The organism is Pseudomonas fluorescens, from assembly GCF_001648775.1.
Classification (GTDB): Bacteria; Pseudomonadota; Gammaproteobacteria; order Pseudomonadales; family Pseudomonadaceae; genus Aquipseudomonas; species Aquipseudomonas fluorescens_M.
Window position 1 is genome coordinate 1 of the sequence record NZ_LVEJ01000032.1, and the last position, 25,925, is coordinate 25,925.

The following is a 25,925-nucleotide window of genomic DNA, read 5'->3' on the forward strand; positions in this document are numbered from 1 at the left end:
ACCATTTCATTAGTTGGATTGCGTACATCTGCAGAAAACAGGTCGGCTCTCAGGCCGCCTTCGCGAGCAAGCTCGCTCCCACAGTTGGATTGAGTACATCTGCAAAAAACAGGTCGGCTGTCAGGCCGCCATCGCGAGCAGGCTCGCTCCCACAGTGGGATTGAGTACATCTGCAAAAACAGGTCGGCTCTCAGGCCGCCTTCGCGAGCAGGCTCGCTCCCACAGCTGGATTGAGTACATCTGCAAAAACAGGTCGGCTCTCAGGCCGCCTTCGCGAGCAAGCTCGCTCCCACAGTTGGATTGATTACATCTGCAAAAAACAGGTCGGCTCTCAGGCCGCCTTCGCGAGCAGGCTCGCTCCCACAGAAGAGCAAGAGCAGACCGCTTCTGCTCCTCACCACTCAACACAATGAGCGTTAGCTCGAGTACAGCTTTTGATCTGAAGGCCCGTCGGCAGGCTGAGTGGAGGGATTGATCCGGGGGTGGGAGCGCAGCGACCGTTCGACGAAGTCGAACACATCGAGAGGAGGTGCAGCGAAGCAAACCGGAGGCGATGCCCCCGGATCAATCCCGGAACGAAGGAACCCCGAGCCTTAGCGAGCGGGCCGAACGTCAGGGCACAGACCTTTGGTTCCTTTGGGGCGTTTGCCAAAGGGACTCGCTGTAAGAGCGAAACCGCCAGCAGCGACACCCGAAGCAACGGATATTCACCCACCCCCCAAACAGCATGGTCGGCCCAAAGACCGCCACGTCACAAAAAGAATCAAGCGTCCTTACGCACCCGGAACCAGGCCGCATACAACGCCGGCAAAAACAACAGCGTCAACGCCGTAGCCACAATCAACCCGCCCATGATCGCCACCGCCATCGGCCCAAAAAACACACTCCGCGACAACGGAATCATCGCCAGCACCGCCGCCAAAGCCGTCAACACAATCGGCCTGAAGCGTCGAACCGTAGCCTCGATAATCGCCTGCCAAGGCTTAAGCCCCGAAGCAATATCCTGCTCAATCTGATCCACCAGAATCACCGAATTACGCATGATCATCCCGGACAACGCGATGGTCCCCAACATCGCCACAAACCCGAACGGCTGGCGGAACACCATCAAGAACAACGTCACCCCGATCAACCCCAGCGGCGCCGTCAGAAACACCATCGCCGTACGCGAAAAACTGCGCAACTGCACCATCAACAGCGTCAGCACCACAACGATGAACATCGGCACCCCGGCATTCACCGACTTCTGCCCACGCTCGGAATCCTCCACCGTCCCGCCGACATCCAACAGGTAACCATCGGGCAACTCGGCGCGAATCGAATCCAGCGTCGGCATGATCTGCTTCACCAGCGTCGCCGGCTGCTCCTTGCCATAAATGTCCGCGCGCACGGTCACGTTCGGCAGCCGATTGCGATGCCAGATGATCCCTTCCTCAAAGCCGTATTCCAGCGTGGCGATCTGCGACAACGCCACACTGCGACCGTTATCCGTCGGCACCGCCAGGCTCGGCAACAACGACAATTCAGTGCGCTCATGCACCGTGCCGCGCAGCAGAATCTCGATCAACTCGTTGTCTTCGCGATACTGGCTGACACTCGACCCGGTCAACGAACTCTGCAGGAATTTCGCCAGATTGGCCGTGCTCACACCCAAGGCCCGGGCACGATCCTGATCAATGTTCAGATAGACCACCTTGCTCGGCTCTTCCCAATCCAGATGCACGTTGACCACATGCGGATTCTCACGAACCTTGGCCGCCACCTTGCGCGCCAACGCACGGACTTCTTCGATGTGTTCACCAGTGACGCGGAACTGCACCGGATAACCAACCGGCGGACCGTTCTCCAACCGTGTGACCCGCGAACGCAGGGCCGGGAACTGCTCGTTAAGCGTCTCGATCAACCAGCTGCGCAGCGCTTCCCGCTCTTCGATGGTCTTCGCCAACACCACAAACTGCGCGAAGCTTGCCGCCGGCAGTTGCTGATCCAGCGGCAGATAGAAACGCGGCGATCCGGTGCCGACATAAGCGACGTAATTGTCGATGCCGGCATGCTCCTTGAGCATCGCTTCCAGTCGTTTGACCTCACCGGTGGTATTGGCCAGAGAAGCGCCTTCAGCCAGTTTCAGATCAACCATCAACTCCAGCCGATTGGAGGCCGGGAAAAACTGCTGCGGGACGAAACGGAACAACATCACCGAGGCGATAAACAGCCCCACCGTTAACACGATCACAGTCTTGCGGTGCGCCACACACCATTCCACCAAACGACGAACGCGCTGATAAAACGGCGTGCCATACGGATCAGGCTGGCCATCGCCGGTGCCATGTTTGGCCGCATGAATTTTCGCCAGATCCGGCAGGAGTTTTTCCCCCAGATACGGCACGAACATCACCGCCGCGACCCAGGACGCGAGCAACGCGATGGTCACCACCTGGAAGATCGAACGGGTGTATTCGCCAGTGCCGGACTGCGCCGTGGCAATCGGCAGGAACCCGGCGGCAGTAATCAACGTCCCGGTGAGCATCGGAAACGCGGTGCTGGTCCAGGCGTAGCTCGCCGCGCGGATACGGTCGAAACCCTGCTCCATTTTGATCGCCATCATTTCCACGGCAATGATCGCGTCGTCCACCAGCAGGCCCAACGCCAACACCAACGCGCCAAGGGAGATCTTGTGCAGGCCGATGCCGAGGTAATACATGCAGGCGAAGGTCATCGCCAACACCAGCGGAATGGTCAGCGCCACAACCATGCCGGTGCGCACGCCGAGGGAGAAGAAGCTCACCAGCAAGACGATCGCCAGCGCTTCGACCAACACCTGGACGAACTCACCGACCCCGGTTTTCACCGCCGCCGGTTGATCAGACACCTTGCGCAATTGCATGCCGGCCGGAAGGTTTTTCTGGATGCGCGAGAACTCGCCTTCCAGTGCTTTACCGAGCACCAGAATGTCACCGCCATCCTTCATCGCCACGGCCAGACCAATCGCGTCTTCGCCCATAAAGCGCATACGCGGCGCCGGTGGGTCGTTAAAACCACGACGCACATCGGCGACATCAGAGATGCGGAAAGTCCGATCACCGACGCGGATCGGGAAGTTTTTTATCTCATCGACTGTCTGAAAATTCCCCGAGACCCGTAGCTGCAATCTCTCGCTGCCGGTTTCAAAGAATCCGGCGGTCGACACCGCGTTCTGCTCTTGCAGTGCTTGTTGCACCGCCGCCAGCGGCAAACCGAGGGTCGCCAGTTTGACGTTGGACAGCTCGACCCAGATTTTTTCGTCCTGCAAACCGAGCAGATCAACCTTGCCGACATCCTTGACCCGTTGCAGCTGGATCTGGATACGGTCGGCGTAATCCTTGAGCACCGCGTAGTCGAAACCGTCACCGGTCAGCGCATAGATATTGCCGAACGTGGTACCGAATTCATCGTTGAAAAACGGCCCCTGAATGTCCGGCGGCAAGGTCTGGCGAATGTCGCTGACCTTCTTGCGCACCTGATACCAGAGGTCGGGAATTTCCTTGGAGTGCATCGAGTCGCGGGCAATGAACGTGACTTGCGATTCGCCTGGGCGCGAGAACGACACGATGCGCTCGTACTCGCCGGTTTCCATCAGTTTCTTTTCAATACGCTCGGTGACCTGGCGCGAGACTTCCTGCGCGGTCGCCCCCGGCCAGCGGGTCTGTATAACCATGGCCTTGAAGGTGAACGGCGGGTCTTCACTCTGGCCGAGTTTGGTGTAGGACAAGGCGCCGACGATGGCCAGCAAAAGCATCAGGAACAGTACGATCTGGCGATTACGCAGCGCCCATTCGGAAAGGTTGAAGCGCATCGGGGCTTACTCCTTGTCCGCCAGATTGACCACACGGTTGGAGCGATCCACGGGCCGCACCTGCTGCCCTTCGAGCAACACATGCACGCCAGCCGCCACCACCCAGTCGCTGGCGTTCAAGCCTTCGAGCACCGGCACGCTTTTCTCGCCGAACGGCCCGATGCGCACCGGGGTTTTCTTCAAGGTGTTGTTGCCGTTGACGACCCAGACGTAAGTCGCGCCGTTTTCCGCGGTGAGTGCCGACAACGGCACTGACAGGGACACGTTATCGGCCGATTGCACGAACACCCGGGCGCTCTGGCCCAGTTCGGCCGGGACTTTGCCGCTGGTAAAGGAGATGCGTGCAGCGAAGGTCCGAGAGCGCGGATCGGCGGCGGGCGACAGTTCGCGGATCTGCCCGGCGAAACGCTGGTTCTGCTGCGTCCATAACTCAACGGTCACTGGCTGACCGACCTTGAAGCGCCCGAAGCTCTGCTCCGGCAGGCTGATCAGCACCTCGCGCTCGCCGTCGGTGGCGAGGGTAAACACGGTTTGTCCGGCGGCGACCACCTGCCCCACCTCGACCGAACGCTTGGCCACCACGCCATCCTGCGGCGCACGCAGCACCGCGTAACTGGCCTGATTGGTCGATACGTTGAATTCGGCTTTGATTTGTTTGAGGCGGGCCTCACCGGAACGGTAAAGGTTTTCGGCGTTGTCATAGGCCGAGCGGCTGACCATCTGCCGATCCATCAGGGTCTTGTAGCGATCACGCTCGGCACGCACCAGATTCAGATTGGCTTCGGCGGCGGCGACTTGAGCACGGGTGGCTTCCAGTTGCAGGCGCACGTCCTGCGGATCGAGTTCGGCGAGGGGCTGATCGGCCTTCACGCGCTGACCTTCGTCGACCAGTCGTCGGCTGACTTTGCCGCCGATACGGAACGCCAGATCGGGTTCGTAACGGGCGCGCACCTCGCCCGGATAACTTTCCATCGCCTGCGCCGAAGGCTCTGGCTGCACCACCATGGCCGGTCGCACGGTGACTTGCGTCGCCTCTTCCTGACCGCATGCGGACAATAACAACGCCAGACTCGCTGGCAACGCAAAGGACAACGCATGGCGGAACATGGTGACGGACCTTTCGCTAATGGTGCTTGGAATAATTATACTGGCGGGTATGGTATTAATAGCAAACTCACCAGTCCAGTATTAAAAGCGAAGAATGTCGAACAATCTTTCAGCTCCAAACGGCCCGGGCCGCCCCAAGGATCTGGCCAAGCGCCAGGCGATCCTCGACGCGGCGAAAATTCTGTTTCTGAGTCATGGCTACGCCAACACCAGCATGGACGCGGTCGCCAGCGAGGCGGGCGTGTCGAAACTGACGGTCTACAGCCATTTCAACGACAAGGAGACGCTCTTCTCCTCCGCTGTGGTGGCCAAGTGCGAGGAGCAATTACCGCCGCTGTTCTTCGAATTGCCCGAAGGCATCGCCGTGGAAAATGTGTTGCTGAACATTGCCCGAGGCTTCCATCACCTGATCAACAGCGATGAGTCGGTGAATCTGCACCGCTTGATCATGGCGCTGGGGGTGCAGGATCCGAAACTGTCGCTGATCTTCTTCGAGGCCGGCCCGCAGCGCATGGTGCAAGGGATGGAGCGGTTGCTGACGCAGATCCATGACAGCGGCGCGCTAAGCATCGACCTGCCGCGTAATGCCGCCGAGCATTTCTTTTGCCTGATCAAGGGTGCGGGGAATTTTCGGCTGTTGTATGGGTGTGGTGAGCCGTTGAGCGAAGAGGCTGCAGAGAGCCATGTGCAGGAAGTTGTAGCGTTGTTTATGCGCGCCTATCGCCCCTGACAGCTTTGCGGTGTCTGAGCGGACGCTTTCGCGAGCAAGCTCGCTCCCACATTGGAATGCATTCCAAGGTGGGAGCGAGCTTGCTCGCGAATAGGGGCGACTCGGTATTAAGGCTTTAGCGCTTTCTTCGGGTAAATGTCATACCGGCTCGATTTGCCATCCAGCGCATGACTCGGCTTCGGCCCCGCAATGCACGGCGCCTTGCGCGGTCGCTTGACCACCACCCGGTGCGTCGCCAGCGCCAACGCGGCTTCGAGCAACGCCGGCGCATCCGGATCATCCCCCACCAACGGCCGGAACAGACGCATTTCCTTCTTCACCAGCGCGGTCTTCTCGCGATGCGGAAACATCGGGTCGAGATAAATCACCTGCGGTGGCTCGCCTTCCCAGTTCTGCATGACCTCGATGGAATTGCCCTTGAGCAAGGTCATCCGCGCCACAATCGGCGCCACGTCGAAATCCTCCGCCGCGCGCGCCAGGCCATCTTCCAGCAACGCGCCAATCAGCGGCTGACGCTCGATCAGGCTCATCTCGCAACCGAGACTGGCCAGCACGAACGCATCCTTGCCCAACCCCGCCGTGGCATCCAGCACGCGCGGTCGCACGCCTTGGGCAATGCCGACAGCCTTGGCGATCATCTGTCCGCTGCCGCCACCGTATAAGCGCCGATGTGCCGCGCCACCTTCAACGAAGTCCACGCGCACCGGCCCCGGTGCATCCGGGCCGAGTTGTTGCAGCTGCAAACCCTGCTCGCCGACCTGCAGGGCAAACTCGCCGTCCGCCACTTCACGCGGCAGACCGAGACGCTCGGCCCACTGCGCCGCTTGCGCTTCGAACGACGCGCCGAGGGCTTCGACATGGATGCGGCAGGCCGCGGGTTGCTCAATCATGGAAAACACGCTCAAAAATTCAAGGAGCGGCAAAAACCGCCGATAACTCATTCAACGCGCATTTTGCCAGAGCTGAGCGTCAACCGAAAAAAATGTCAGGCATTCTTCCCACATCGATTGGCTACATCTCGCCCCATGGCGACTTTAGCCGTCACAACACTCAAGCACTGAGCGGCGTCAGTCACCTGTGGCAGGATTTCTTTGCCCAGGCGATGGCCGAACAGACGAGTGAAGTGGTGCCTGCCTGCGGTACGTTTCCGCCGGTTGACCTGAGCAGCCCGGAAGAGCCGACCGTCGGCAGCGAGTTGCACGCGCACATCGTCAGCCAGCGCGAATGCGATGTGGTGGAAACCGAAGTGCGTCCGCCGGAGCCGCTGTTCCTGCCAATCGCCGAGTTCGAAATGGAGCTGCTGGACAAACCATTCCCACCGTTCCCGGCAGAAGAACTCAAGGCTCAGCAAGCCCAACAGGATTTCGACAGCAGTTGGGTGCGTCCGGTCGTGATCAACAACGGTCAGCCCGTTCCAGAGCCTGGTCCGGCGCCGCAGAAGAAGCCGCTGTACCTGCCAATTGCCGAGTTCGACCTCGACCTGATGCAGAAGCCTTACCCGCCGTTCCCGCCAGAAGAAATCGTCGAGCAACAGAAGGCCCTGGACTTCGACAACGGTTGGGCGCGCCCGATCGTTCTGCAGAACCTGCGCCTCGCCGCTTAAACTTCAGCGACACACGCTCCAGCGCCCGACATCGACATGAAAGTGATTGCGATGGGCGGCGTTGTAATCCGGACTCAACACCACACTGAATGCCTCGCAGGCGCCATCGCGCACCTGACGCAGAAACTGTGCGTCCTGATTTTGCCTGGACCAGTCCTTGAGCACGCTGATGCTGCGACCGTCGGCCAGTCGAAACCCGGCAATGTCCAGCGCATCGGCGCTGGCATGACGGCTGAGCGCGCCGCTTTCGCGATTGTAGACATTGCGACAGGCGAAGCTGCCGAGGTGATCGAGACGGGTGACCTTCTGCCCGTAAACAGATTGCGCGGCGGTTTGCAGGGTGTGGCGCTCGAACATCGCGTAGGCCACCGCCAGCGGACAACTGGCGAGGAAGCTGCTGCTCAGCGCCACCTCACCGCCCTGTACGCGCAAAGCGCCGATCAGCGGGCACTTGGCGTCCGGGCTATCGGATTGCCGCGTGACGCGCAGATCAGCGCTGCTCAGCGCCTGAGCACAGAGTTCAGGGTCGCTGCGCAAACGCATCAGCTTGTAGCCGGTCAGCCAGTCGGGCGCGGCTTTCACGTCCAGTGGTGCCCAGGGGTTCCATTGCGCCGGCACGTCCAGCCAGCCGCGCCAGATACTGACCGCAGCGCCGCCAATCATCAGCAGCACCGACCAGAATATCCATCGCCCCATGTTCAGCCTTTGAAAAACTGGTTGGCTTTGGCGTACGGCATCGAGTGCGAGGTAAACCCGAAGGTGCCGGACTGCTGAATTTCTTCAGCCGCGCGAAAGAACTCGCCGAACGCCGCCAACGCCAATGCCGAACCGGTACTGATGCGGCGCACGCCCATTTCCTGCAATTCCTGCACGGTCAGCTTCAAACCGCCGGACATCAACACGTTGACCGGTTTCGGCGCCACCGCACGTACCACCGCCAGCACTTCTTCGGCGCTGCGCAATCCCGGCGCATACAGCACGTCGGCGCCCGCTTCGGCGAAGGCCTGCAAGCGGCGAATGGTGTCGTTGATGTCAGGATTGCCGTGCAGATAGTTTTCCGCCCGCGCGGTGAGGATGAAGGGAAATGGCAGCGTGCGCACCGCCGCGACGGCGGCTTCGATTCGGGCCACCGCATGTTCAAAGCAATAGATCGGCGCATCCGCGCGGCCCGTGGCATCTTCGATCGAGCCACCGACGGCGCCCGCTTCGGCGGCACGGAGCAAACTTTTCGCCGCCTCGGCCGGGTCATCGGAAAAACCGTTTTCCAGATCCACCGCCACCGGCAGCTCTGTCGCGGCGACAATCGCGCGGACATTGGTCAACGTCTCATCAAGGCTCAACGCGCCATCGGCCTTGCCTTGGGAAAACGCATAACCGGCGCTGGTCGTCGCCAAGGCCGGATAGCCGAGACTGGCAAGCATCTTCGCCGAACCTGCATCCCACGGATTGGGAATGATGAAAATCCCCGGTTGTTCATGCAGGGCTTTGAAGGCGTGGGCTTTACGGACTTGTTCTTGAAGGGCTGAAGCGTCCATCGGCAGGCTCCGGGCAGGAAAACGAATCCGCCTCAAAGCAGGCCAAGTTGCTCGGCGGCGGGTTCTCTGTATAGCTCAGGCAGCGATGGCAGGCCAGGCAAACGTTGCATCAGTTGTGCGTGAAAACGTTGCGCCAGTTTCGCCGCGAGGAGATTGTCGGCGGTGTGCAGAAAGATGTACGGCGTGCGGCCCTCTTCGATCCACTCGGCAATTTTCGCCACCCACGGCACCAGGAACGGGTCGTTGGCTTCCAACTCGGGATGGCCGATAAAGCGCACTTGCGGGAATTGGGTAAACGCCGCCGGGCGCGTTGGCACGCGGGGCTTTTTCGATTGCGCGTGGATCACCGAAGACTCGGTCGACAGGCAACTGAACAGTGCACGCGGGTCAAGGCAGATGCGCTCGACGCCACGGTCGAGCAGCAGGCGATTGAGCAGACGCTCGCTCTCGCCCTTGGCGAAGAACTGTTCATGGCGCACTTCCACTGCCAGCGGGCAATCCAGCGCATCAATGAACGCTGCCAGTTCCGGCAGTCGCTGCGGCGTGAAGCTCTTCGACAGTTGCAGCCAAAGCGGCGAGACGCGTTCACCGAGCGGCTTGAGTAATTGCAGGAAGGTCTCGGCGGCGCTCAGTTGCTCGCGCAGATCACCACTGTGGCTGATGTCGCCGGGGAATTTGGCGGTGAAGCGAAAGTGTTCGGGCATGACTTCGGCCCAACGCTGCACGGTGGCCGGCGACGGACTCGCGTAGAAGGTCGTGTTGCCTTCAACGGCGTTGAACACTTGGCAATAGAGACCGAGGAAATCGGAGGTTTTGGCATCTACCGGGTACAGATACTCGCGCCAGGCGTTTTCGCTCCAGGACGGGCAACCGAGGTAGTAAGGCAGATCCATCAGATGTACAGATCGAGGCCCAGCACGTCTGCATCCCAATCGACAAAACCGGCGGTGCTCAGGTAGCTGGCGAGGGCCATCGCTACACTTTTGCTCATGGCACGGTGGTAAATCATGTCTTGTTGGCGGGCGGGCAGATTGCTCAGGCGTTGTGCCGAGGCTTTGGCAGCGCGGGCGGCCAATTGCTCTTCAGTCGGGAATTCCAGCTCGCCGTCGATATCGTCGACGGACTCATCCACAGTCACATTGCCTTTGCGAGGCTTGCGCTTGATGGGGTAGGACTGAGAGGAAAGGCCGTCTATACGCATAATTTCATGCTCGGTATCAATGATGGCAATTTAGCGGCACTTGACCGACTTAGCAAACCGCCGAGTGATAACTAGAACACATAAAGCGCAAAAGGTTTAAAGCCTGGGGTTAGAAACTGACGATTGGCCAATTTGGAGGAGACACAAAACCTGTGGGAGTGAGCTTGCTCACGAAGAGTCCAGCACATTCAACATTGATATTGACTGGCCGGACGCCTTCGCGAGCAAGCTCGCTCCCACAGGTTTTGTGGTGAATCAGCGGGCTTTCGGGGTGGCGACTTTATCGCGCAGGTAAACCGGTTGCGCATCGTCCGCCGGGATCGACTCGCCGCGTTCCCAGGCGAAGCGCGCCAGTGTCAGCAGGTCTTCGGCATGGGGCAACATGCCGGCATCCGAGCCGCTCAGATTGACGGCGATGCGCTCGGCATAACCCCAACCCGTGCCGGCACCGAACCACTCGCCACTGGCATCGGCCGGCAGCGCAACCACTTCCGGCGGCAATACCGCTTCGGCACCCACAAGGCGCATCTCCCCCGCCGTCTCGCGGTAGCAGCCCCAATACACCTCATCCATCCGCGCATCAATGGCCGCCGCGACCTGGCTCACACCGTGCTCACGCAACGCCCGCTGCGCCAGCACCGCAAGGTTAGACACCGGCAACACCGGACGCTCCAGCGCAAACGCCAGCCCCTGAACCACACCAATGGCGATCCGCACACCGGTAAACGCACCCGGCCCACGACCAAAGGCAATCGCATCGACGGCCTGCAACGTTGTGCCAGCGTCGGCCAGCAGTTGCTGGATCATCGGCAGCAGCTTCTGCGCGTGCAGGCGCGGGATCACCTCGTAATGGCTTGTGACCTTGCCGTCATGCAGCAAGGCAACAGAGCAAGCTTCAGTCGCGGTGTCCAGGGCCAGCAAGGTGCTCATCGATGTTTCCAAAACAGGGGTGGGAAAAAGTGCGTCAGTATAAACAACTACGGCCCGCAAGCGGGCCGTGGATGATGTAGCCGATCAGACTTTTCAGCTCAGCGCGGCCAGCACCTTGGCGGTGATCGCATCAACCGAACCTACGCCCGGGATGTGACTGTACTTCGGCTTGCCGGCGTTTTTCGCGGACAGGCTCTGATAGAACTCCACCAGCGGCTTGGTCTGCGAATGGTAGACCGACAGGCGATGACGTACGGTTTCTTCGGTGTCGTCCTTGCGCTGTACCAGCTCTTCGCCGGTGATGTCGTCTTTACCAGCGATTTTCGGCGGGTTGTAGACGATGTGGTAAACGCGGCCGCTGGCTTCGTGAACACGACGGCCGGCGATGCGTTGAACGATTTCTTCGTCTTCAACAGCGATTTCAACCACGGCATCCAGCTCAACGCCGGCAGTGACCAGTGCTTCAGCCTGCGGAATGGTGCGCGGGAAACCGTCGAACAGGAAACCGTTGGCGCAGTCTGGCTGAGCGATACGATCCTGAACCAGTGCGATGATCAGGTCATCCGACACCAGGCCGCCGGCATCCATGATGCTCTTGGCTTGAACGCCCAGTGGTGTGCCGGCCTTGACCGCAGCACGCAGCATGTCGCCGGTGGAGATTTGCGGAATGCCGAATTTCTCGGTGATGAACTTTGCCTGAGTACCTTTACCGGCCCCGGGAGCTCCCAGCAGAATGACGCGCATCGATGTGCTCCTCAATTTTTTATATAGAAAACAACAGGATTCGCCTCTTGGGGCCAATCTTAAAAATACGGGTCGTGGCCGCACAAACGGCCAAAGGCTGATCAAGATACACAGCAGGCTGCGCCCACACAAGACGCCAAAAGTCGGAGAAACCAACGCCCGCCGCGACCTTGCGACGCGGTAACCCAAGTCGCAACCCCATCATTAACTGTCGCCTGGCGGTACTTTCCGGCCGGTTGGTGCGCGACATCCACCCGTATTGGCGGATGCCTCGCGCCGCGCAGCAAACCTTAGCCGGTATTGCGCAAACCGGCAGCAATCCCCGCCACAGACACCAGTAACGCCTGTTCCACCGGGCTGCCCTGTTCGACATTCTGCTGCCGCGAACGGGCCAACAGTTCGGCCTGCAATAGATGCAGCGGGTCGAGGTAGGTATTGCGCAAGCGGATAAATTCCAAGGTGTCGGGGCTATGTGCCAGCAGCTGCGACTGGCCAGTCAGGCCAAGCACCACCGCGCACGCCTGCGACAATAGGTCGCGTAACTGCGCGCCCAACGGCAGCAAGTCTGGCTCGACCAGACGCTGATCGTAGGACAGCGCAATATCTGCGTCAGCCTTGGCCAGGACCATTTCCAGCATGTCGATGCGGGTGCGGAAGAACGGCCATTGCTCGCGCATCTGCCCGAGCAACTCGCCTTCGCCGCGCTCCAGCGCTTTGCTCAGCGCCGACTCCCAGCCGAGCCACGCCGGCAGCATCAGCCGCGTTTGCGTCCAGCCGAAGATCCACGGGATCGCCCGCAGACTTTCGATGCCGCCAGCACGACGTTTGGCCGGGCGACTGCCAAGCGGCAAACGACCCAATTCCTGCTCCGGAGTGGACTGACGGAAGTACTCGACGAACTGCGGATTTTCCCGCACCACCTGGCGATAAGCGCTGACACCGTCAGCCGCCAATTCGTCCATCAGATGGCGCCATTGCGGCGTTGGCGGTGGTGGCGGCAGCAACGTCGCTTCGAGCACCGCCGCCAGATACAGATTGAGGTTTTGTTCGGCGATGTCCGGCAGGCCGAATTTGAATCGAATCATTTCGCCCTGCTCGGTGGTGCGGAATCGCCCCGCCACCGAACCTGGCGGCTGCGACAGAATCGCTGCGTGGGCCGGGCCACCGCCACGGCCTACGGTGCCGCCGCGACCGTGGAACAGCAGCAGTTCAACTTGTTGCTCACGGCAAATTTCCACCAGCCGTTCCTGCGCGCGATATTGTGCCCAGGCCGCCGCCGTGGTGCCGGCGTCCTTGGCCGAATCGGAGTAACCGATCATCACTTCCTGCGGGCCTTGCAGCCGTGCGCGATAACCCGGCAGCAGCAACAGCCGCTCCATCACCGGCCCGGCGTTATCTAAGTCGGCGAGGGTTTCGAACAGCGGCACCACACGCATCGGCCGCAGTACGCCGGACTCTTTGAGCAGCAGTTGCACGGCGAGTACATCGGAAGCGGCGCCAGCCATGGAGATTACGTAGGAACCAAGCGACGCACCCGGTGCGGCGGCGATTTCCTTGCAGGTGTTGAGTACTTCTGCGGTATCAGCAGAAGGCTTGAAGTGCGCCGGCAGCAATGGCCGGCGATTGCTCAATTCGCGGGTCAGGAAGCTGATGCGCTGCTCTTCGTCCCAATCCTCATAGCGGCCGAGGCCAAGGTAATCGGTGATTTCGGTCATCGCCGAGCTGTGCCGCGAAGAATCCTGACGCACATCGAGACGCACGAGGAACAGACCGAAGGTCACCGCGCGCCGCAGGCAATCGAGCAGCGGGCCGTCAGCAATCACGCCCATGCCGCATTCGTGCAGCGAGTTGAAACACAGCTCCAGCGGATCGAGCAAATCGCGATTGTTGCTCAGCACATCAGGCGGCGCCGGGGTTGGTGCGGTCAGCGCGGCGTGTGCCCAGTTGCGCGTGGCACGCAAGCGTTCGCGCAGTTGTTTGAGCACCGCGCGATAGGGTTCGGCGCTGTCGCCGGCCTTGGCTTTGAGGGCATCACTGGCCTGCTGCATCGACAGTTCGGCGGCCAGATGATCGACATCGCGCAGGTACAAATCAGCGGCCATCCAGCGCGCCAGCAGCAACACTTCGCGGGTCACTGCGGCGGTGACGTTGGGGTTGCCATCGCGGTCGCCGCCCATCCACGAGGCGAAGCGAATCGGCGCCGCTTCCAATGGTAGACGCAGGCCGGTCGCTTCAAACAAGGCCTTGTCGGCCTTGCGCATATGGTTGGGAATCGCCTGCCACAGCGAGTGCTCGATCACCGCAAAACCCCACTTGGCTTCGTCGACCGGCGTCGGTCGCGTGCGGCGGATTTCTTCGGTGTGCCAGGCTTCGGCGATCAGCCGTTGCAGGGTGTTTTGAATCTGTTCGCGTTCAGCAGTGGTCAGGTCGCGATGATCTTGCGCGGCAAGTTGCCCGGCGATCGCGTCGTACTTCTGGATCAGCGTGCGCCGCGCCACTTCGGTCGGGTGCGCGGTCAGCACCAGTTCGATTTCCAGGCGTGCCAATTGCCGGGCCAGCGACTCGGCGCTGTGACCTTCGTTGCGCAAACGGGCGAGCAATTCCGGCAGCACGCGGGATTCGAATGGCGCCGGCTGCGACTCCTCGCGGCGGTGGATCAACTGATACTGCTCGGCGATGTTCGCCAGATTGAGAAACTGGTTGAACGCCCGCGCCACGGGGAGCAATTCGTCTTCGCTCAATTGATTGAGGCTGGCGCTCAGCTCAGCGTCCATCGAGCCACGGCGGTCGGCCTTGGCGCCTTTGCGAATCTGCTCGATCTTGTCGAGGAACGCCTCGCCGTACTGGTCTCGAATCGTATTGCCCAACAGCTCTCCGAGCAGGTGAACGTCTTCGCGCAAGCGTGCATCAATATCGGTCATCAGCAATTCCCCAGCAGTAATCCGGACGGCTTAGAAACGAGTGCATGGGCTAGAGAGTGCCGCTCTACGACGCTTCTTACAAGCATCCGACCAAGGGACGTTAAACCTTGAGGGCGAAAGCTAGTCTCAACAGTAAGCCGTACAACGGCTTGCCGCCGGCCCCGGCGGACACTCACCCAGACCTGCCATGAGCAGGTGCGAAATGAGGTCATCATGAAAATTCGTGAACTCGCCCAGCATTGGGAAGAAAACGCCAAGGGTCGCCTGACCGACACTGGCTACACGATTCATCTGGACGTTGAAGCCGCTGCGCGTCTGGCAGCGATTGCCGAGATGTACCCCAAACGCCATCCCGAAGAACTGCTCGGCGAACTGATCGGCGCGGCGCTTGAGGAGTTTGAAGCGAGCCTGCCGTATGTGAAGGGTTCGACGGTGGTAGCGACGGATGAGGAAGGTGATCCGCTGTACGAGGATGTCGGCCCTACGCCGCGTTTTCTGGCGTTGTCGAGAAGGCACTTGCATGACCTCTCGGCCGCTGCCGGCAAACAAAAACACTGACACAACCTAGTCCAAAACTGTGGGAGCGAGCCTGCTCGCGAAAGCGCTATATCAGTCGACATTGATGGTGACTGGCATACCGCTTTCGCGAGCAGGCTCGCTCCCACATTGACTGCATTTCTGCCTCCAGATCGACGTTTTTCCAGTATTGAAAACGCCCGCGCGTACCACTCTCTGCCGCCAAAGTTCCCGCTTTAGAGCCTTGTCCATTCGGTCAAAAATTATTTTGGCGATAGGCCATCTTTTCTGAACTTTTGAAAAATCACTCCGGTCGGAACCTGTAACCACGCCTGGAACGAGCGTTTCAAAAACGCCTTTCACACGACGCTTTTCGGCTCCTCGACCAGGATGGATTCAGATGTTTTCAGGAGATGCCTAATGGAGTTGAAGACCATGAAAAACCAAACCTCGTTTACCCACCTGCGCGGTCTGAAACTGGCGGCTCTGGCTATCGGTACCAGCTTCGTGCTGGCCGGTTGCGCCGGTAACCCACCGACCGAGCAATACGCCGTGACCCAGTCGGCTGTGAACAGCGCAGTCAGCGCCGGTGGTACCGAGTTCGCCGCGGTTGAGATGAAGCAAGCGCAGGACAAACTGAAACAAGCCGAAATCGCCATGCACGACAAGAAGTATGACGAGGCACGCACCCTGTCCGAGCAAGCCGAGTGGGACGCTCGTGTAGCCGAACGCAAGGCTCAGGCCGCGAAAGCCGAACAGGCTGTGAAGGATTCCCAGAAAGGTGTTCAGGAACTGCGTCAGGAAAGTCAGCGCACCGTGCAGTAAGCGCGCATCCCGATCGCAAGGCTGAAACTTTTATCGATAGAAAGGACGAAAAATTATGCGTAAGCAACTGATGATCCCAGCTCTTCTGGCCGCAAGCGTTGCCCTGGCTGCGTGCTCCACTCCACCTAACCCGAATCTGGAAAACGCGCGCACCAACTACGCCGGTCTGCAAGCCAACCCGCAAGCCAGCAAAGTCGCGGCTCTGGAAACCAAAGACGCCAGCGATTACCTGGACAAGGCCGACAAGGCTTATCTGGACAAGCAAGACGCGGCCAAGGTTGACCAACTGGCATACCTGACCAACCAGCGCGTGGAAGTGGCCAAGCAGACCATCGCCCTGCGCACCGCTGAAAACAACCTGAAAAACGCCGCTGCGCAACGTGCCCAGGCGCGTCTGGATGCCCGTGATCAGCAGATCAAACAGCTGCAGGACAGCCTGAACGCCAAGCAGACCGATCGCGGTACGCTGGTGACTTTCGGTGACGTGCTGTTCGCCACCGACCGTGCCGACCTGAAATCCAGCGGTCTGGTGAACATCAACAAACTGGCGCAATTCCTTCAGGAAAACCCGGATCGCAAAGTGATCGTTGAGGGTTACACCGACAGCACCGGTTCTGCCAGCCACAACCAGTCGCTGTCCGAGCGTCGCGCCAACTCCGTGCGCACCGCACTGGTGAAAATGGGCGTTGATCCAGCGCGCATCGTCACCCAAGGCTATGGCAAGGAATACCCGGTTGCCGAGAACGGCAGTGTTTCCGGCCGTGCGATGAACCGTCGTGTGGAAGTGACCATTTCCAACGACAACCAGCCAGTGATGCCACGTTCGGCAGTCAGCTCGAACTAAGCGCCCTGCTGTAACGCAAAAGCCCCGCCTGAGTGATCAGGCGGGGCTTTTTTGTGCTGGCTGACATCGCAGCCCCTCACCCCAGCCCTCTCCCGAGGGAGAGGGAGCCGCTTTGTAGTGCTTTCAGAATTTGTGTTCGACACGATGGATCAGGCGGGGCTTTTTTGTGCGGGCGAAATCGCAGCCCCTCACCCCAGCCCTCTCCCGAGGGAGAGGGAGTCGCTTTGTGGTGCTTTCAGAATTTGTGTTCGACACGATGGATCAGGCTGGGCTTTTTTGTGCGGGCGAAATCGCAGCCCCTCACCCCAGCCCTCTCCCGAGGGAGAGGGAGCCGATTTGTGGTGCTTTCAGAATTGTGTTCGACACGATGGATCAGGCGGGGCTTTTTTGTGCGGGCTGAAATCGCGGCCCCTCACCCCAGCCCTCTCCCAAGGGAGAGGGAGCCGATTTGTGGTGCTTTCAGAATTTGTATTCGACACGATGGATCAGGTCGGCGTAACTCGAAAGACACCTCGGTCAGTCCCCTCTCCCTCTGGGAGAGGGTTAGGGTGAGGGCTGGCCCTGCAGAATCACTGTTCCAGCTTCTGCGGGGTCTCTTCACCCATGCAACGCACCGCTTTCTTCTGCGCGTTGATCAGCACACCGGTCAAGCCTTTCTGCTCGGTATCAAATAACACCAGCACGCCATCGATGCACTGCGCCACCTGCGGCGCCGGGTCCAGCGAAACCTTGTAATCCTCACCCGGCACAGTCTTGAGCATGGTGAATTCGTTGAGCAGCAACGCATCCTCGGGTTTGGCGAAGTGCAGGTAGCCGTAGTACCACAGCGCCCCGACGGTGCCGAGGATGCTGCAGATACCGGTGATGATCAGCGGGATGGCGTTACGTTCTTCAGTCATTGCGGACTCTCATCTTCAGAATTCGGGGGTGTCGAGTAATTGGGGATTTCGCCGAGGCGGCGCAGGCCGTTGAAATGCTCGGGATCGTCGAGGTAGCGCAGCATGACCTGGCGCCACACCGGGTCGCCAAAGGTCTGCACATGGCCGCCACGGGTCAGTTGCAGCACACGGGGTGGCGGCGCAGCCTGATACAGGCGGATGCCGTTGGAAAGCGGTACCAGCGGGTCGTCGATGCTGTGAAAGATCAGCTTCGGCACGCCGTTGAGTTGCGGCATGGAATTGATCGCGCTGTCGCCATCGGGCACCAGCCACGACAGCGGCACCTGGAATGGCCAGGTCAGCCACGAGGTACTGAGCGCGTATTGGCCAACGCTGCGGTAACTGGCGGGCACGCCGTCGAGCACCAAAGCCTTGAGCTGCTTTTGTCTTTCGGGATGTTGTACCAGCCAATGCACCGCCATCGAACCGCCAAGGCTCTGGCCGAGCAGCACCAGCGGTTTGCCTTTGACTTGCGGCGCCTTGTCGAGCCAGGCAAACGCCGCGTCGATGTCCTGATAGATCGCCGGCAAACTCGGCTGGCCCTCGGACAAACCATAACCACGATAGTCCACCAACAGCACCTGATAGCCGTTTTTAGGCAACCACCAACTGCCACCCAAGTGCATCGGCAGATTTCCGCCGTTGCCATGCAGGTGCAGCACCGTGCCTTTGACCTCGACGCCGGGTTTGGCCGGCAGCCACCAGGCGTTGAGCTTCAAGCCATCCGCTGTCACCAGCGTGACGGTGCGGTATTCGAGTTTGGCTTTTTCCGGGGTAAAAATCTGACCGGGTTCGGGGTAGAACAACAAAGAACTGCAACCACTGAGGGTCAGGAGCAGGCAGAAAATGCCGAGGATTCTCATCCGGTGAAACCTCGCAAAAGAAGTTGGCAATACGATCCAGAGAAAAGCAAATATCCCTGTGGGAGCGAGCTTGCTCGCGAAGGCGGAGTGTCAGTCGACAAATAGTCTGAATGTCAGACCGCTTTCGCGAGCAAGCTCGCTCCCACAGGGGTAACTCATCGCCTAGAGGATATTGGAGTAATCCGCTTCGATCCGGTCCAGGCTCAAATGGTTGAGGAAGTTGGAGAAGCACATCCACGCCGACAACGCATTCAAATCGCGGAACTGATCCGGCAGATACTTCGGCGGCACCACCAACCCTTCATCCACCAACTGGCGCAGGGTACGCATGTCTTCCAGGGTGGTCTTGCCACAGAACAACAGCGGAATCTGCTCAAGCTTGCCCTTACGCACGGCCAACTGAATGTAGTTGTAAACCATGATAAAGCCCTTGAGGTAGGACAAGTCTTTGGTGAATGGCAGACCGGTCGGCGTTGAGCCACGGAAAACCCGACTGGCATTGCCGTAACTTTCCGCCATTTCAAAACCCTGCTCGCGGAAGAACTCGAAGATCTGCAGGAAGTCGGCGCCCTCCTCGACCATGTGAATGGCGCGCGTACGGTTCGTCAGTTTGCGCAGGCGACTCGGATAGGAGGCGAAGGTGATGATTTCCATCAGGATCGCCAGGCCTTCCTGCGTCACCGTCGACGACGGCGGGCCTTTGGAGAGGAAGGTGCAGATCGGCTGGTTCAGACCATTGAGCGTGGTGCCGACGTGCACCAGACCTTCGTGGACTTCCAGCGCACGCACGTCGCGGTCGTTGAACATCGCATCGGTGCGGATCTTGATGTAGTCAGCGCCCGCTGCGGCGTCAGCAACGATGCCGTCGGACTCAAACACGCGAATGGTTTCCTCGGCCTCGCCGAAGACTTTGTTCAAACGGGTTTGCAGCAGGTGCACGGCGTCTTTGGCGGTGAGGATTTTCGGCTCGTCCTTCAGATCGCCACGGCCATCAATGTTGTTCAGGTAGTCGGACATCATCAGGCCGAGGTCGGCCAGGGTCGGGTCACCGGCGTGGAACGCATCGGACGCGGCGCCATACAGCTCTTGCGAGATCAGGCCGAAATCCTCGGTGCCGCGCGCTTCGAGCATGCGCACCACCATGCGGTATTCCTTGCACATGCGCCGCATGATCTGCCCGACCGGATTGAACTGGCCGAGCTGGCGGGTGATGTCGCGCTCGATGTTCTGGAATTCCAGTTTGACCTTGCTCGAATCGAAACTCAGCGGCCGATTGAGGTAATAGTCGCGATCCACCGCCGGCATTTCCTTGCCTTTGGCCCTGAGGAAACCCTTGCGGATGTTCTCGTCCCACTTGACCGCGTCGAGCACACGGATCGGCGTCTGCGCCAGCACAATGCGGTCGGACAACATGCGTATCGTCTGCTGGTAATCGTCCACCCGAAACTCCTGTAGAAAACCTGACGTTCTGAATTATTTAGCGCGGGCCTGGCGCTGGTAGCGCACGGCTTCGACGAAGACATCGGAATTGGCCGGATCGTCGAGGTAAGCAAAGACCTTGTCGAGGTTGCTGTCGACCAGTACGCCGTCGCCATCGTCGGTCGCGAAGGCCTGACCGTCGAGGGCTTTTTGTTTGATTGCCTGATTGATCTGTTCGAGATCGAGGTTATAGACCACCAATTCGTGTTTATCGGTGAGTTCGAAACCGGCAATGATGAAGTGGCCGCCGAAGCGCGCCGGGACTTTCGCCGACAGATACCAGCGGCTGCCATGGCGCGACACGGTGAAGGGATAGGCTTCGCGCTCGTGAGGTTTGGCCTTGAAATAGGTGACGGCCTGATAGCGGTCATTGCCCAGGCGGGTCAGCTCAAGGTTCATCGGCTCGCCCCAGGCATTGGTGCTCGACCATTTGCCGAGCAGGCCCTTGGGCGCCGGGTCACTGGCGGCCAGCGGTTCCTTGAAGGTCACCAGACAACCACTGAGCAGCAGGAACGACAAGGCGATCAGCACGCCACGCCAGGCTTTCATTCAAAACTCCCTATGAACATTGGCCGCCCTCGAATACACCACTGAACCTGTGGGAGCGAGCTTGCTCGCGAAAGCGGTGGTACTGCCAACATTAATGTTGAATGTCAGTCCGTCTTCGCGAGCAAGCTCGCTCCCACAGGGTCAGGTGTTTCCCCCAGAGGGTCAGACCGACGCAAGCACCAGGTGCATGTAACGCGTCAGAATGCCGAGCATGTCCTCTTCGGCCAAAGGCTCGGCGTCGTTGAGCAGGCCCTGATATTCCATCCGTCCGATAATCGCCGTCAACACCTTGGCATCCTGTTGCGGTTCACGCGAGCCCAGCACCTGGAACAACTGGCAGGTGCCCTGCAACAGAATCTGCTGATGCGAGCGCACCAGAATCGCCAGACGCGGATTAAGCAGCGCTTCCTGGCGGAACGCCTGCTCGGCCATCAAATGCTCACGCCGGTTAACCAATTGCCGGTGCACATAGTCGGCCATTAACCGCGCAATGTCGTCCGCCAGTTGCGAGCGCGACTCGGGGCTGCCGTCGCCGCTGACGACCATGTCACGCAACAGACCTTCATTGTTGACCCACAACTTGGCCATGTAGGCCGCGCTGCGCTCGACGTATTGGGCGAAGGTATCGGTGAGCAGGTCATCGATGTCCTTGAAGTAATACGTGGTCGCCGACAGCGGCACGCCGGCTTCAGCGGCGACTGCGCGGTGGCGCACCGCACGTACGCCGTCGCGCACGACAATGCGCATCGCGGCGTCGAGAATGTCCTGGCGACGCTGCTCACTGCCCTGTCGGCTGGCCTTGCGGCCCTGGTACTGAACACTTTCAGCGACCGCAGTGGCGATACCCGCTGCACCTTCTTGAGCTAATGCACCCATCACGACAGAACTTCCTCTGCAATTCAAAAGTAACCAATTGATACATTTGTACCAGACAGGCAATAAAAAGCCGCCTGTTTTAGGCGGCTTTTTAACTGAAACGTTTACGCTTGCGGTCGCATGTGCGGGAACAGGATCACATCGCGGATCGACGGCGAGTTGGTCAACAACATCACCAGACGATCGATGCCGATACCTTCACCGGCCGTTGGCGGCATGCCGTACTCCAGCGCGCGAACGAAGTCGGCGTCATAGTGCATGGCTTCGTCGTCGCCGGCGTCCTTGTCGGCCACCTGCGCCATGAAGCGCTCGGCCTGGTCTTCCGCGTCGTTCAACTCGGAGTAGGCGTTGGCGATTTCACGGCCACCGATGAACAGCTCGAAACGGTCGGTGACGTTCGGGTTGTCATCGTTACGACGCGCCAGTGGCGACACTTCGAACGGGTACTGAGTAATGAAGTGCGGCTGTTCCAGCTTGTGCTCGACCAGTTCTTCGAAAATCATCACCTGCAACTTGCCCAGACCTTCGAAGCCCAGCACCTTGGCGCCGGCCTTCTTGGCGATGGCGCGGGCCTTGTCGATGTCGTTCAGATCATCGGCGGTCAGCTCAGGGTTGTACTTGAGGATCGAGTCGAACACCGACAGACGCACGAACGGCTCGCCGAAATGGAACACCTTGTCGCCGTACGGCACGTCGGTGCTGCCCAGTACCAGCTGCGCCAGTTCACGGAACAGTTCTTCGGTCAGGTCCATGTTGTCTTCGTAATCGGCGTACGCCTGATAGAACTCCAACATGGTGAATTCCGGGTTGTGACGGGTCGAGACGCCTTCGTTACGGAAGTTGCGGTTGATCTCGAAGACCTTTTCAAAACCACCAACCACCAGACGCTTGAGGTACAGCTCCGGGGCGATACGCAGGAACATTTCCATGTCCAGCGCGTTGTGGTGGGTTTCGAACGGCTTGGCCGCCGCGCCGCCCGGAATGGTCTGCAGCATCGGCGTTTCGACTTCGAGGAAGTCGCGCTTCATCAGGAAGCTGCGGATGTGCGCGATCACTTGCGAACGCACGCGGAACGTCTGGCGCACTTCATCGTTGACGATCAGGTCAACGTAACGCTGACGGTAGCGCTGTTCGGTGTCGGTCAGGCCGTGGTGCTTGTCCGGCAGCGGGCGCAGCGATTTGGTCAGCAGACGCACGCTGGTCATTTCAACGTACAGGTCGCCCTTGCCGGAACGCGCCAGGGTGCCTTCGGCGGCAATGATGTCGCCCATGTCCCAGGTTTTCACCGCGGCCAGGGTGTCTTCCGACAGGGTTTTACGGTTGACGTAGACCTGGATGCGACCGGTCATGTCCTGAATCACCATGAACGAGCCACGGTTGAGCATGATGCGACCGGCAACCTTGACCGGGATTGCAGCCTCTGCCAGCTCTTCCTTGGTCTTGTCCGCGTATTTCTTCTGCAGATCTTCGCAGTAGTTTTCGCGGCGGAAGTCGTTCGGGAAGGCGTTGCCCTTGGCGCGCTCGGCAGCCAGCTTTTCCTTGCGCAGGGCGATCAGGGAGTTTTCTTCCTGTTGCAGGGCTTGCGGGTCGAGTTGTTGGTCGCTCATGTCTTTAGATATTCCATCAGGTTCATTGCCTCCGGGCCTTGCGGCCCGGGGATCGCCAGCAGGCTGGCTCCTACAGGGATCGAGGTGAATCAGTCGCCCTGTATTGCGTCTTTTACAGCCCTGATTTCAGGCTGGCATACAGGTATTCGTCGATATCACCGTCGAGTACCTTGTCGCAGTCGCTGCGTTCGATGTTGGTGCGCAGATCCTTGATCCGCGACGCATCGAGCACGTACGAGCGAATCTGGTGACCCCAGCCGATGTCGGACTTGGTGTCTTCCAGCGCTTGCGACGCGGCGTTGCGTTTCTGCATTTCCTGCTCGTACAACTTGGCCCGCAACATTTTCATGGCGGTATCCTTGTTGGCGTGCTGGGAACGTTCGTTCTGGCAGCTGACCACGGTGTTGGTCGGTACGTGAGTAATCCGTACGGCCGAGTCGGTGGTGTTTACGTGCTGACCACCGGCACCGGAGGAACGATAGGTGTCGATCCGCAGGTCTGCCGGGTTGATTTCGATTTCGACCTTGTCGTCGATCTCTGGCGAGACGAACACCGCGGAGAACGAGGTGTGGCGACGGTTGCCGGAGTCGAACGGGCTCTTGCGCACCAGACGGTGCACGCCGATCTCGGTACGCAGCCAGCCAAAGGCGTATTCGCCCTTGATGTGCACGGTCGCACCTTTGATACCGGCGACTTCACCGGCCGACAGTTCCATGATAGTCGCGTCGAAACCGCGTTTATCCGCCCAGCGCAGGTACATGCGCAGGAGGATGTTGGCCCAGTCCTGGGCTTCGGTGCCGCCAGAACCGGCCTGGATGTCCAGGTAGGCGTTGTTCGGGTCCATTTCATGGCTGAACATACGGCGGAATTCGAGTTTGGCGAGGTTTTCCTCGAGACGGGCCAGCTCGGCGACGACATCGCCCACTGCGCCTTCGTCGTTTTCTTCGACGGCCATGTCCAGCAGGTCGCGGCAATCGGCCAGGCCAGCGTTCAATTCGTCGAGGGTATCGACGATCTGCGCCAGCGCCGAACGCTCGCGGCCCAGCTCCTGGGCGTATTCAGGTTTGTTCCAGACACTCGGATCTTCAAGCTCGCGATTGACCTCAGTCAGACGCTCATGCTTTTGATCGTAGTCAAAGATACCCCCGAATAGTTTCGGAGCGCTCGGACAGGTCCTTGATGGTGTTCAGGATCGGGTTGATTTCCATGACGGGCAGCACTCGTTGGCGAACTTTTGAAAGCCGGCGAGTATAACGTAATCAGGCTGGGACGGCAGCCCGTCTGGCGGGTGTGGGGATCATTAAACCCTTTGCCCTCACCCTAGCCCTCTCCCAGAGGTAGAGGGGACTGATTGGGGGATATTCGGAAGGTACGCCGACCTGAAATGGCTATGCTGAATCCATGATCGCCAAGGCTTTCAGGCGGAAATTGGCGTATAGGCCTGCCCTCACCCTAGCCCTCTCCCAGAGGGAGAGGGGACTGATTGGGGGATGTTCGGGAGGTACGCCGACGTGAAAGGGCTTTGCCGAATCCATGATCGCCAAGGCTTTCGGGCGGAAATTGGCGTACGGGCCGGCCCTCACCCTAGCCCTCTCCCAGAGGTAGAGGGGACCGATCGGGGGATATTTGAGAGGTACGCCGACGTGAGAGGGCTTTGCTGAATCCGGAAGTGCCAAGCTTGCAGATCCATAATCGACTCGTTCGATCAGGTCGATGTACAGCGCCAGACACCACGGTCGGCCCCCTCTCCCTCCGGGAGAGGGCTGGGCGGGCGGCGTTCCGATGAGGGTCAGCCGTTACTCGATCCCGACCTGGTTGCGGCCATTGTTTTTGGCCAGGTACAACCCGCGATCCGCCGCCGAGATCAGCAAGCGGCAATCCGTACCCGACTGCGGCACCATCGTCGCCAGGCCGATGCTGATGGTCAGGCTGGCGCCTTCAGCCGGGGCGTTATGCGGAATATTCAGCGCGGCCACGGTCTGACGCAATTTCTCTGCAACCAGCCGCGCACCACCCGGCGAGGTGTTCGGCAACACCAGCACAAACTCTTCCCCGCCATAACGCGCCGGCAAGTCCGACGGTCGCGCGCTGGCGTCGCGGATCGCCGTGGCGACCTTGCGCAACGCCTCATCCCCTTCAACGTGACCAAAGCTGTCGTTGTACGACTTGAAGTAATCGACATCGATCATCAGCAGCGACAACTGGCTCTGATCCCGCAACGAACGACGCCATTCCAGCTCCAGGTATTCGTCGAAATGGCGGCGATTGGACAACCCGGTCAGGCCATCGGAGTTCATCAACCGTTGCAGCACCAGGTTGGTATCGAGCAATTGCTGCTGGCTGACCCGCAATGCACGATATGCGGCATCACGTTGCAGCAACGTCATGTAGGAGCGCGAGTGATAGCGGATGCGCGCCACCAGTTCGATGGTGTCCGGCAGTTTCACCAGATAATCGTTGGCCCCGGCCGAGAATGCCGCACTCTTGATCAGCGGGTCTTCCTTGGTCGACAGGACGATGATCGGAATGTCCTTGGTCGCCGGGTGATTGCGGTACTCACGCACCAGGCTCAGGCCATCGAGGCCGGGCATCACCAAGTCCTGCAGAATCACCGTCGGCTTGATCCGCACCGCTTGCGCAATGGCCTGATGCGGGTCGGAACAAAAGTGGAAGTCGATGTTCTCTTCGTTCGACAGCCCACGGCGCACGGCTTCGCCGATCATGGCCTGATCGTCCACCAACAACACCATGGCGGCGTTTTCGTCGGTTTTAATGTCGTCGATCTGTAAGTCATTCATGGGCGGTCACCTGAGTACTGCGGGGGC

24 protein-coding genes are annotated in these 25,925 nt (G+C 59.8%); 6 read left to right on the forward strand and 18 right to left on the reverse strand.

Annotated features, from left to right (window positions below; genetic code table 11):
- Positions 1 to 763: 763 nt before the first annotated feature.
- Together A8O26_RS26140 and A8O26_RS26145 are read right to left on the reverse strand one after the other, a co-directional pair.
- Positions 764 to 3,832: an efflux RND transporter permease subunit gene (locus tag A8O26_RS26140; protein ID WP_064120538.1), complete on the reverse strand. Its 3,069-nt coding sequence runs from the start codon at positions 3,830 to 3,832 to the stop codon at positions 764 to 766.
- A gap of 6 nt (positions 3,833 to 3,838) precedes the next feature.
- On the reverse strand, positions 3,839 to 4,939 hold the full coding sequence (locus A8O26_RS26145; RefSeq protein WP_064120539.1) for an efflux RND transporter periplasmic adaptor subunit: 1,101 nt from the start codon (positions 4,937 to 4,939) through the stop codon (positions 3,839 to 3,841).
- A 94-nt stretch (positions 4,940 to 5,033) separates the two neighbouring features.
- Here A8O26_RS26145 and A8O26_RS26150 point away from each other — a divergent pair, with 94 nt between their 5' ends.
- Positions 5,034 to 5,669 carry a TetR/AcrR family transcriptional regulator gene (locus tag A8O26_RS26150; protein WP_064120540.1) on the forward strand — a complete coding sequence of 212 codons (636 nt, stop codon included), beginning with the start codon at positions 5,034 to 5,036 and terminating at the stop codon, positions 5,667 to 5,669.
- A gap of 107 nt (positions 5,670 to 5,776) precedes the next feature.
- Here the strand turns inward: A8O26_RS26150 and A8O26_RS26155 are convergent, their stop codons facing one another.
- Positions 5,777 to 6,559, reverse strand: coding sequence for a class I SAM-dependent methyltransferase (locus tag A8O26_RS26155; RefSeq protein WP_064120603.1), 783 nt, complete (start codon positions 6,557 to 6,559; stop codon positions 5,777 to 5,779).
- A gap of 92 nt (positions 6,560 to 6,651) precedes the next feature.
- On the opposite strand from A8O26_RS26155, the gene A8O26_RS26160 reads away from it, so the two are divergent.
- Entirely contained in the window at positions 6,652 to 7,272 is a 621-nt protein-coding gene (locus A8O26_RS26160) for a hypothetical protein (protein WP_064120541.1), read from the forward strand.
- A gap of 3 nt (positions 7,273 to 7,275) precedes the next feature.
- Here A8O26_RS26160 and A8O26_RS26165 read toward each other — a convergent pair whose 3' ends face one another.
- From A8O26_RS26165 to adk, 6 genes are all read right to left on the reverse strand, one after another.
- The gene (locus A8O26_RS26165; protein ID WP_064120542.1) at positions 7,276 to 7,968 is read right to left on the reverse strand and encodes an extensin-like domain-containing protein; all 693 of its coding nucleotides are present in this window, start codon (positions 7,966 to 7,968) and stop codon (positions 7,276 to 7,278) included.
- 2 nt (positions 7,969 to 7,970) lie between these two features.
- Positions 7,971 to 8,807 carry an isocitrate lyase/PEP mutase family protein gene (locus tag A8O26_RS26170; protein ID WP_064120543.1) on the reverse strand — a complete coding sequence of 279 codons (837 nt, stop codon included), beginning with the start codon at positions 8,805 to 8,807 and terminating at the stop codon, positions 7,971 to 7,973.
- A gap of 32 nt (positions 8,808 to 8,839) precedes the next feature.
- Positions 8,840 to 9,700 (reverse strand): DUF72 domain-containing protein, encoded by an 861-nt coding sequence (locus A8O26_RS26175; protein WP_064120544.1) that lies wholly within the window; start codon positions 9,698 to 9,700, stop codon positions 8,840 to 8,842.
- A complete protein-coding gene (locus tag A8O26_RS26180; RefSeq protein ID WP_064120545.1) occupies positions 9,700 to 10,008 on the reverse strand; it encodes a hypothetical protein in 309 nt (102 codons plus the stop codon). The genes A8O26_RS26175 and A8O26_RS26180 overlap by 1 nt, the downstream gene beginning before the upstream one ends.
- Before the next feature lie 255 nt (positions 10,009 to 10,263).
- Positions 10,264 to 10,938 (reverse strand): tRNA (adenosine(37)-N6)-threonylcarbamoyltransferase complex dimerization subunit type 1 TsaB, encoded by a 675-nt coding sequence (tsaB, locus tag A8O26_RS26185; RefSeq protein ID WP_064120546.1) that lies wholly within the window; start codon positions 10,936 to 10,938, stop codon positions 10,264 to 10,266.
- A gap of 93 nt (positions 10,939 to 11,031) precedes the next feature.
- Positions 11,032 to 11,682 (reverse strand): adenylate kinase, encoded by a 651-nt coding sequence (adk, locus tag A8O26_RS26190; protein WP_008078383.1) that lies wholly within the window; start codon positions 11,680 to 11,682, stop codon positions 11,032 to 11,034.
- On the opposite strand from adk, the gene A8O26_RS29875 reads away from it, so the two are divergent.
- Positions 11,672 to 11,866, forward strand: a complete 195-nt coding sequence (locus A8O26_RS29875) for a hypothetical protein (protein WP_155740692.1) — start codon at positions 11,672 to 11,674, stop codon at positions 11,864 to 11,866. The genes adk and A8O26_RS29875 overlap by 11 nt on opposite strands.
- 106 nt (positions 11,867 to 11,972) lie before the next feature.
- Here A8O26_RS29875 and ppc read toward each other — a convergent pair whose 3' ends face one another.
- The gene (ppc, locus tag A8O26_RS26200; protein WP_064120548.1) at positions 11,973 to 14,603 is read right to left on the reverse strand and encodes a phosphoenolpyruvate carboxylase; all 2,631 of its coding nucleotides are present in this window, start codon (positions 14,601 to 14,603) and stop codon (positions 11,973 to 11,975) included.
- Between the two features lie 213 nt (positions 14,604 to 14,816).
- Here ppc and A8O26_RS26205 point away from each other — a divergent pair, with 213 nt between their 5' ends.
- The 3 genes from A8O26_RS26205 to A8O26_RS26215 all read left to right on the forward strand — a co-directional run bounded on the left by A8O26_RS26205 (position 14,817) and on the right by A8O26_RS26215 (position 16,788).
- Positions 14,817 to 15,161 carry a hypothetical protein gene (locus A8O26_RS26205; RefSeq protein WP_064120549.1) on the forward strand — a complete coding sequence of 115 codons (345 nt, stop codon included), beginning with the start codon at positions 14,817 to 14,819 and terminating at the stop codon, positions 15,159 to 15,161.
- 378 nt (positions 15,162 to 15,539) lie between these two features.
- Positions 15,540 to 15,944 carry a DUF4398 domain-containing protein gene (locus A8O26_RS26210; protein WP_034154861.1) on the forward strand — a complete coding sequence of 135 codons (405 nt, stop codon included), beginning with the start codon at positions 15,540 to 15,542 and terminating at the stop codon, positions 15,942 to 15,944.
- Between the two features lie 55 nt (positions 15,945 to 15,999).
- Positions 16,000 to 16,788 (forward strand): OmpA family protein, encoded by a 789-nt coding sequence (locus A8O26_RS26215; RefSeq protein ID WP_064120550.1) that lies wholly within the window; start codon positions 16,000 to 16,002, stop codon positions 16,786 to 16,788.
- 569 nt (positions 16,789 to 17,357) lie between these two features.
- Here A8O26_RS26215 and A8O26_RS26220 read toward each other — a convergent pair.
- From A8O26_RS26220 to A8O26_RS26265, 8 genes are all read right to left on the reverse strand, one after another.
- Positions 17,358 to 17,687 carry a hypothetical protein gene (locus A8O26_RS26220; protein ID WP_034154859.1) on the reverse strand — a complete coding sequence of 110 codons (330 nt, stop codon included), beginning with the start codon at positions 17,685 to 17,687 and terminating at the stop codon, positions 17,358 to 17,360.
- On the reverse strand, positions 17,684 to 18,589 hold the full coding sequence (locus A8O26_RS26225; protein ID WP_064120551.1) for an alpha/beta hydrolase: 906 nt from the start codon (positions 18,587 to 18,589) through the stop codon (positions 17,684 to 17,686). Before A8O26_RS26225 ends, A8O26_RS26220 begins: the two co-directional genes overlap by 4 nt.
- 162 nt (positions 18,590 to 18,751) lie before the next feature.
- Entirely contained in the window at positions 18,752 to 20,002 is a 1,251-nt protein-coding gene (locus tag A8O26_RS26230; protein WP_172828215.1) for a flavohemoglobin expression-modulating QEGLA motif protein, read from the reverse strand.
- Between the two features lie 60 nt (positions 20,003 to 20,062).
- Positions 20,063 to 20,617, reverse strand: coding sequence for a hypothetical protein (locus tag A8O26_RS26235; protein ID WP_064120553.1), 555 nt, complete (start codon positions 20,615 to 20,617; stop codon positions 20,063 to 20,065).
- Between the two features lie 162 nt (positions 20,618 to 20,779).
- Positions 20,780 to 21,493, reverse strand: coding sequence for a TetR/AcrR family transcriptional regulator (locus A8O26_RS26240; protein ID WP_064120554.1), 714 nt, complete (start codon positions 21,491 to 21,493; stop codon positions 20,780 to 20,782).
- Between the two features lie 104 nt (positions 21,494 to 21,597).
- On the reverse strand, positions 21,598 to 23,100 hold the full coding sequence (lysS, locus tag A8O26_RS26245) for a lysine--tRNA ligase (protein ID WP_064120555.1): 1,503 nt from the start codon (positions 23,098 to 23,100) through the stop codon (positions 21,598 to 21,600).
- A 112-nt stretch (positions 23,101 to 23,212) separates the two neighbouring features.
- Positions 23,213 to 24,308, reverse strand: a protein-coding gene (prfB, locus tag A8O26_RS29880) for a peptide chain release factor 2 (protein WP_102358477.1) whose coding sequence is annotated in 2 segments (ribosomal slippage) — positions 23,213 to 24,235 and positions 24,237 to 24,308 — 1,095 coding nt in all. Because the reading frame shifts where the segments join, the coding sequence is not laid out codon by codon here.
- 588 nt (positions 24,309 to 24,896) lie between these two features.
- Positions 24,897 to 25,898 (reverse strand): response regulator, encoded by a 1,002-nt coding sequence (locus A8O26_RS26265; RefSeq protein WP_064120557.1) that lies wholly within the window; start codon positions 25,896 to 25,898, stop codon positions 24,897 to 24,899.
- Positions 25,899 to 25,925: the final 27 nt, after the last annotated feature.

Excerpts from the sequence above, each read along its gene's own strand:
- tsaB (WP_064120546.1), bottom strand. The coding sequence starts at position 10,938 with ATGAGCACCTTGCTGGCCCTGGACACCGCGACTGAAGCTTGCTCTGTT.
- ppc (WP_064120548.1), bottom strand. The coding sequence starts at position 14,603 with ATGACCGATATTGATGCACGCTTGCGCGAAGACGTTCACCTGCTCGGA.
- A8O26_RS26205 (WP_064120549.1), top strand. The coding sequence starts at position 14,817 with ATGAAAATTCGTGAACTCGCCCAGCATTGGGAAGAAAACGCCAAGGGT.
- A8O26_RS26170 (WP_064120543.1), bottom strand. The coding sequence starts at position 8,807 with ATGGACGCTTCAGCCCTTCAAGAACAAGTCCGTAAAGCCCACGCCTTC.
- A8O26_RS26140 (WP_064120538.1), bottom strand. The coding sequence starts at position 3,832 with ATGCGCTTCAACCTTTCCGAATGGGCGCTGCGTAATCGCCAGATCGTA.
- A8O26_RS29875 (WP_155740692.1), top strand. The coding sequence starts at position 11,672 with ATGACGCGCATCGATGTGCTCCTCAATTTTTTATATAGAAAACAACAG.
- A8O26_RS26210 (WP_034154861.1), top strand. The coding sequence starts at position 15,540 with ATGGAGTTGAAGACCATGAAAAACCAAACCTCGTTTACCCACCTGCGC.
- A8O26_RS26160 (WP_064120541.1), top strand. The coding sequence starts at position 6,652 with ATGTCAGGCATTCTTCCCACATCGATTGGCTACATCTCGCCCCATGGC.
- adk (WP_008078383.1), bottom strand. The coding sequence starts at position 11,682 with ATGCGCGTCATTCTGCTGGGAGCTCCCGGGGCCGGTAAAGGTACTCAG.
- A8O26_RS26215 (WP_064120550.1), top strand. The coding sequence starts at position 16,000 with ATGCGTAAGCAACTGATGATCCCAGCTCTTCTGGCCGCAAGCGTTGCC.
- A8O26_RS26180 (WP_064120545.1), bottom strand. The coding sequence starts at position 10,008 with ATGCGTATAGACGGCCTTTCCTCTCAGTCCTACCCCATCAAGCGCAAG.
- A8O26_RS26235 (WP_064120553.1), bottom strand. The coding sequence starts at position 20,617 with ATGAAAGCCTGGCGTGGCGTGCTGATCGCCTTGTCGTTCCTGCTGCTC.
- A8O26_RS26230 (WP_172828215.1), bottom strand. The coding sequence starts at position 20,002 with ATGTTGTCCGACCGCATTGTGCTGGCGCAGACGCCGATCCGTGTGCTC.
- A8O26_RS26145 (WP_064120539.1), bottom strand. The coding sequence starts at position 4,939 with ATGTTCCGCCATGCGTTGTCCTTTGCGTTGCCAGCGAGTCTGGCGTTG.
- A8O26_RS26165 (WP_064120542.1), bottom strand. The coding sequence starts at position 7,968 with ATGGGGCGATGGATATTCTGGTCGGTGCTGCTGATGATTGGCGGCGCT.
- A8O26_RS26240 (WP_064120554.1), bottom strand. The coding sequence starts at position 21,493 with ATGGGTGCATTAGCTCAAGAAGGTGCAGCGGGTATCGCCACTGCGGTC.
- A8O26_RS26225 (WP_064120551.1), bottom strand. The coding sequence starts at position 18,589 with ATGAGAATCCTCGGCATTTTCTGCCTGCTCCTGACCCTCAGTGGTTGC.
- A8O26_RS26220 (WP_034154859.1), bottom strand. The coding sequence starts at position 17,687 with ATGACTGAAGAACGTAACGCCATCCCGCTGATCATCACCGGTATCTGC.
- A8O26_RS26265 (WP_064120557.1), bottom strand. The coding sequence starts at position 25,898 with ATGAATGACTTACAGATCGACGACATTAAAACCGACGAAAACGCCGCC.
- lysS (WP_064120555.1), bottom strand. The coding sequence starts at position 23,100 with ATGAGCGACCAACAACTCGACCCGCAAGCCCTGCAACAGGAAGAAAAC.
- A8O26_RS26155 (WP_064120603.1), bottom strand. The coding sequence starts at position 6,559 with ATGATTGAGCAACCCGCGGCCTGCCGCATCCATGTCGAAGCCCTCGGC.
- A8O26_RS26175 (WP_064120544.1), bottom strand. The coding sequence starts at position 9,700 with ATGGATCTGCCTTACTACCTCGGTTGCCCGTCCTGGAGCGAAAACGCC.
- A8O26_RS26150 (WP_064120540.1), top strand. The coding sequence starts at position 5,034 with ATGTCGAACAATCTTTCAGCTCCAAACGGCCCGGGCCGCCCCAAGGAT.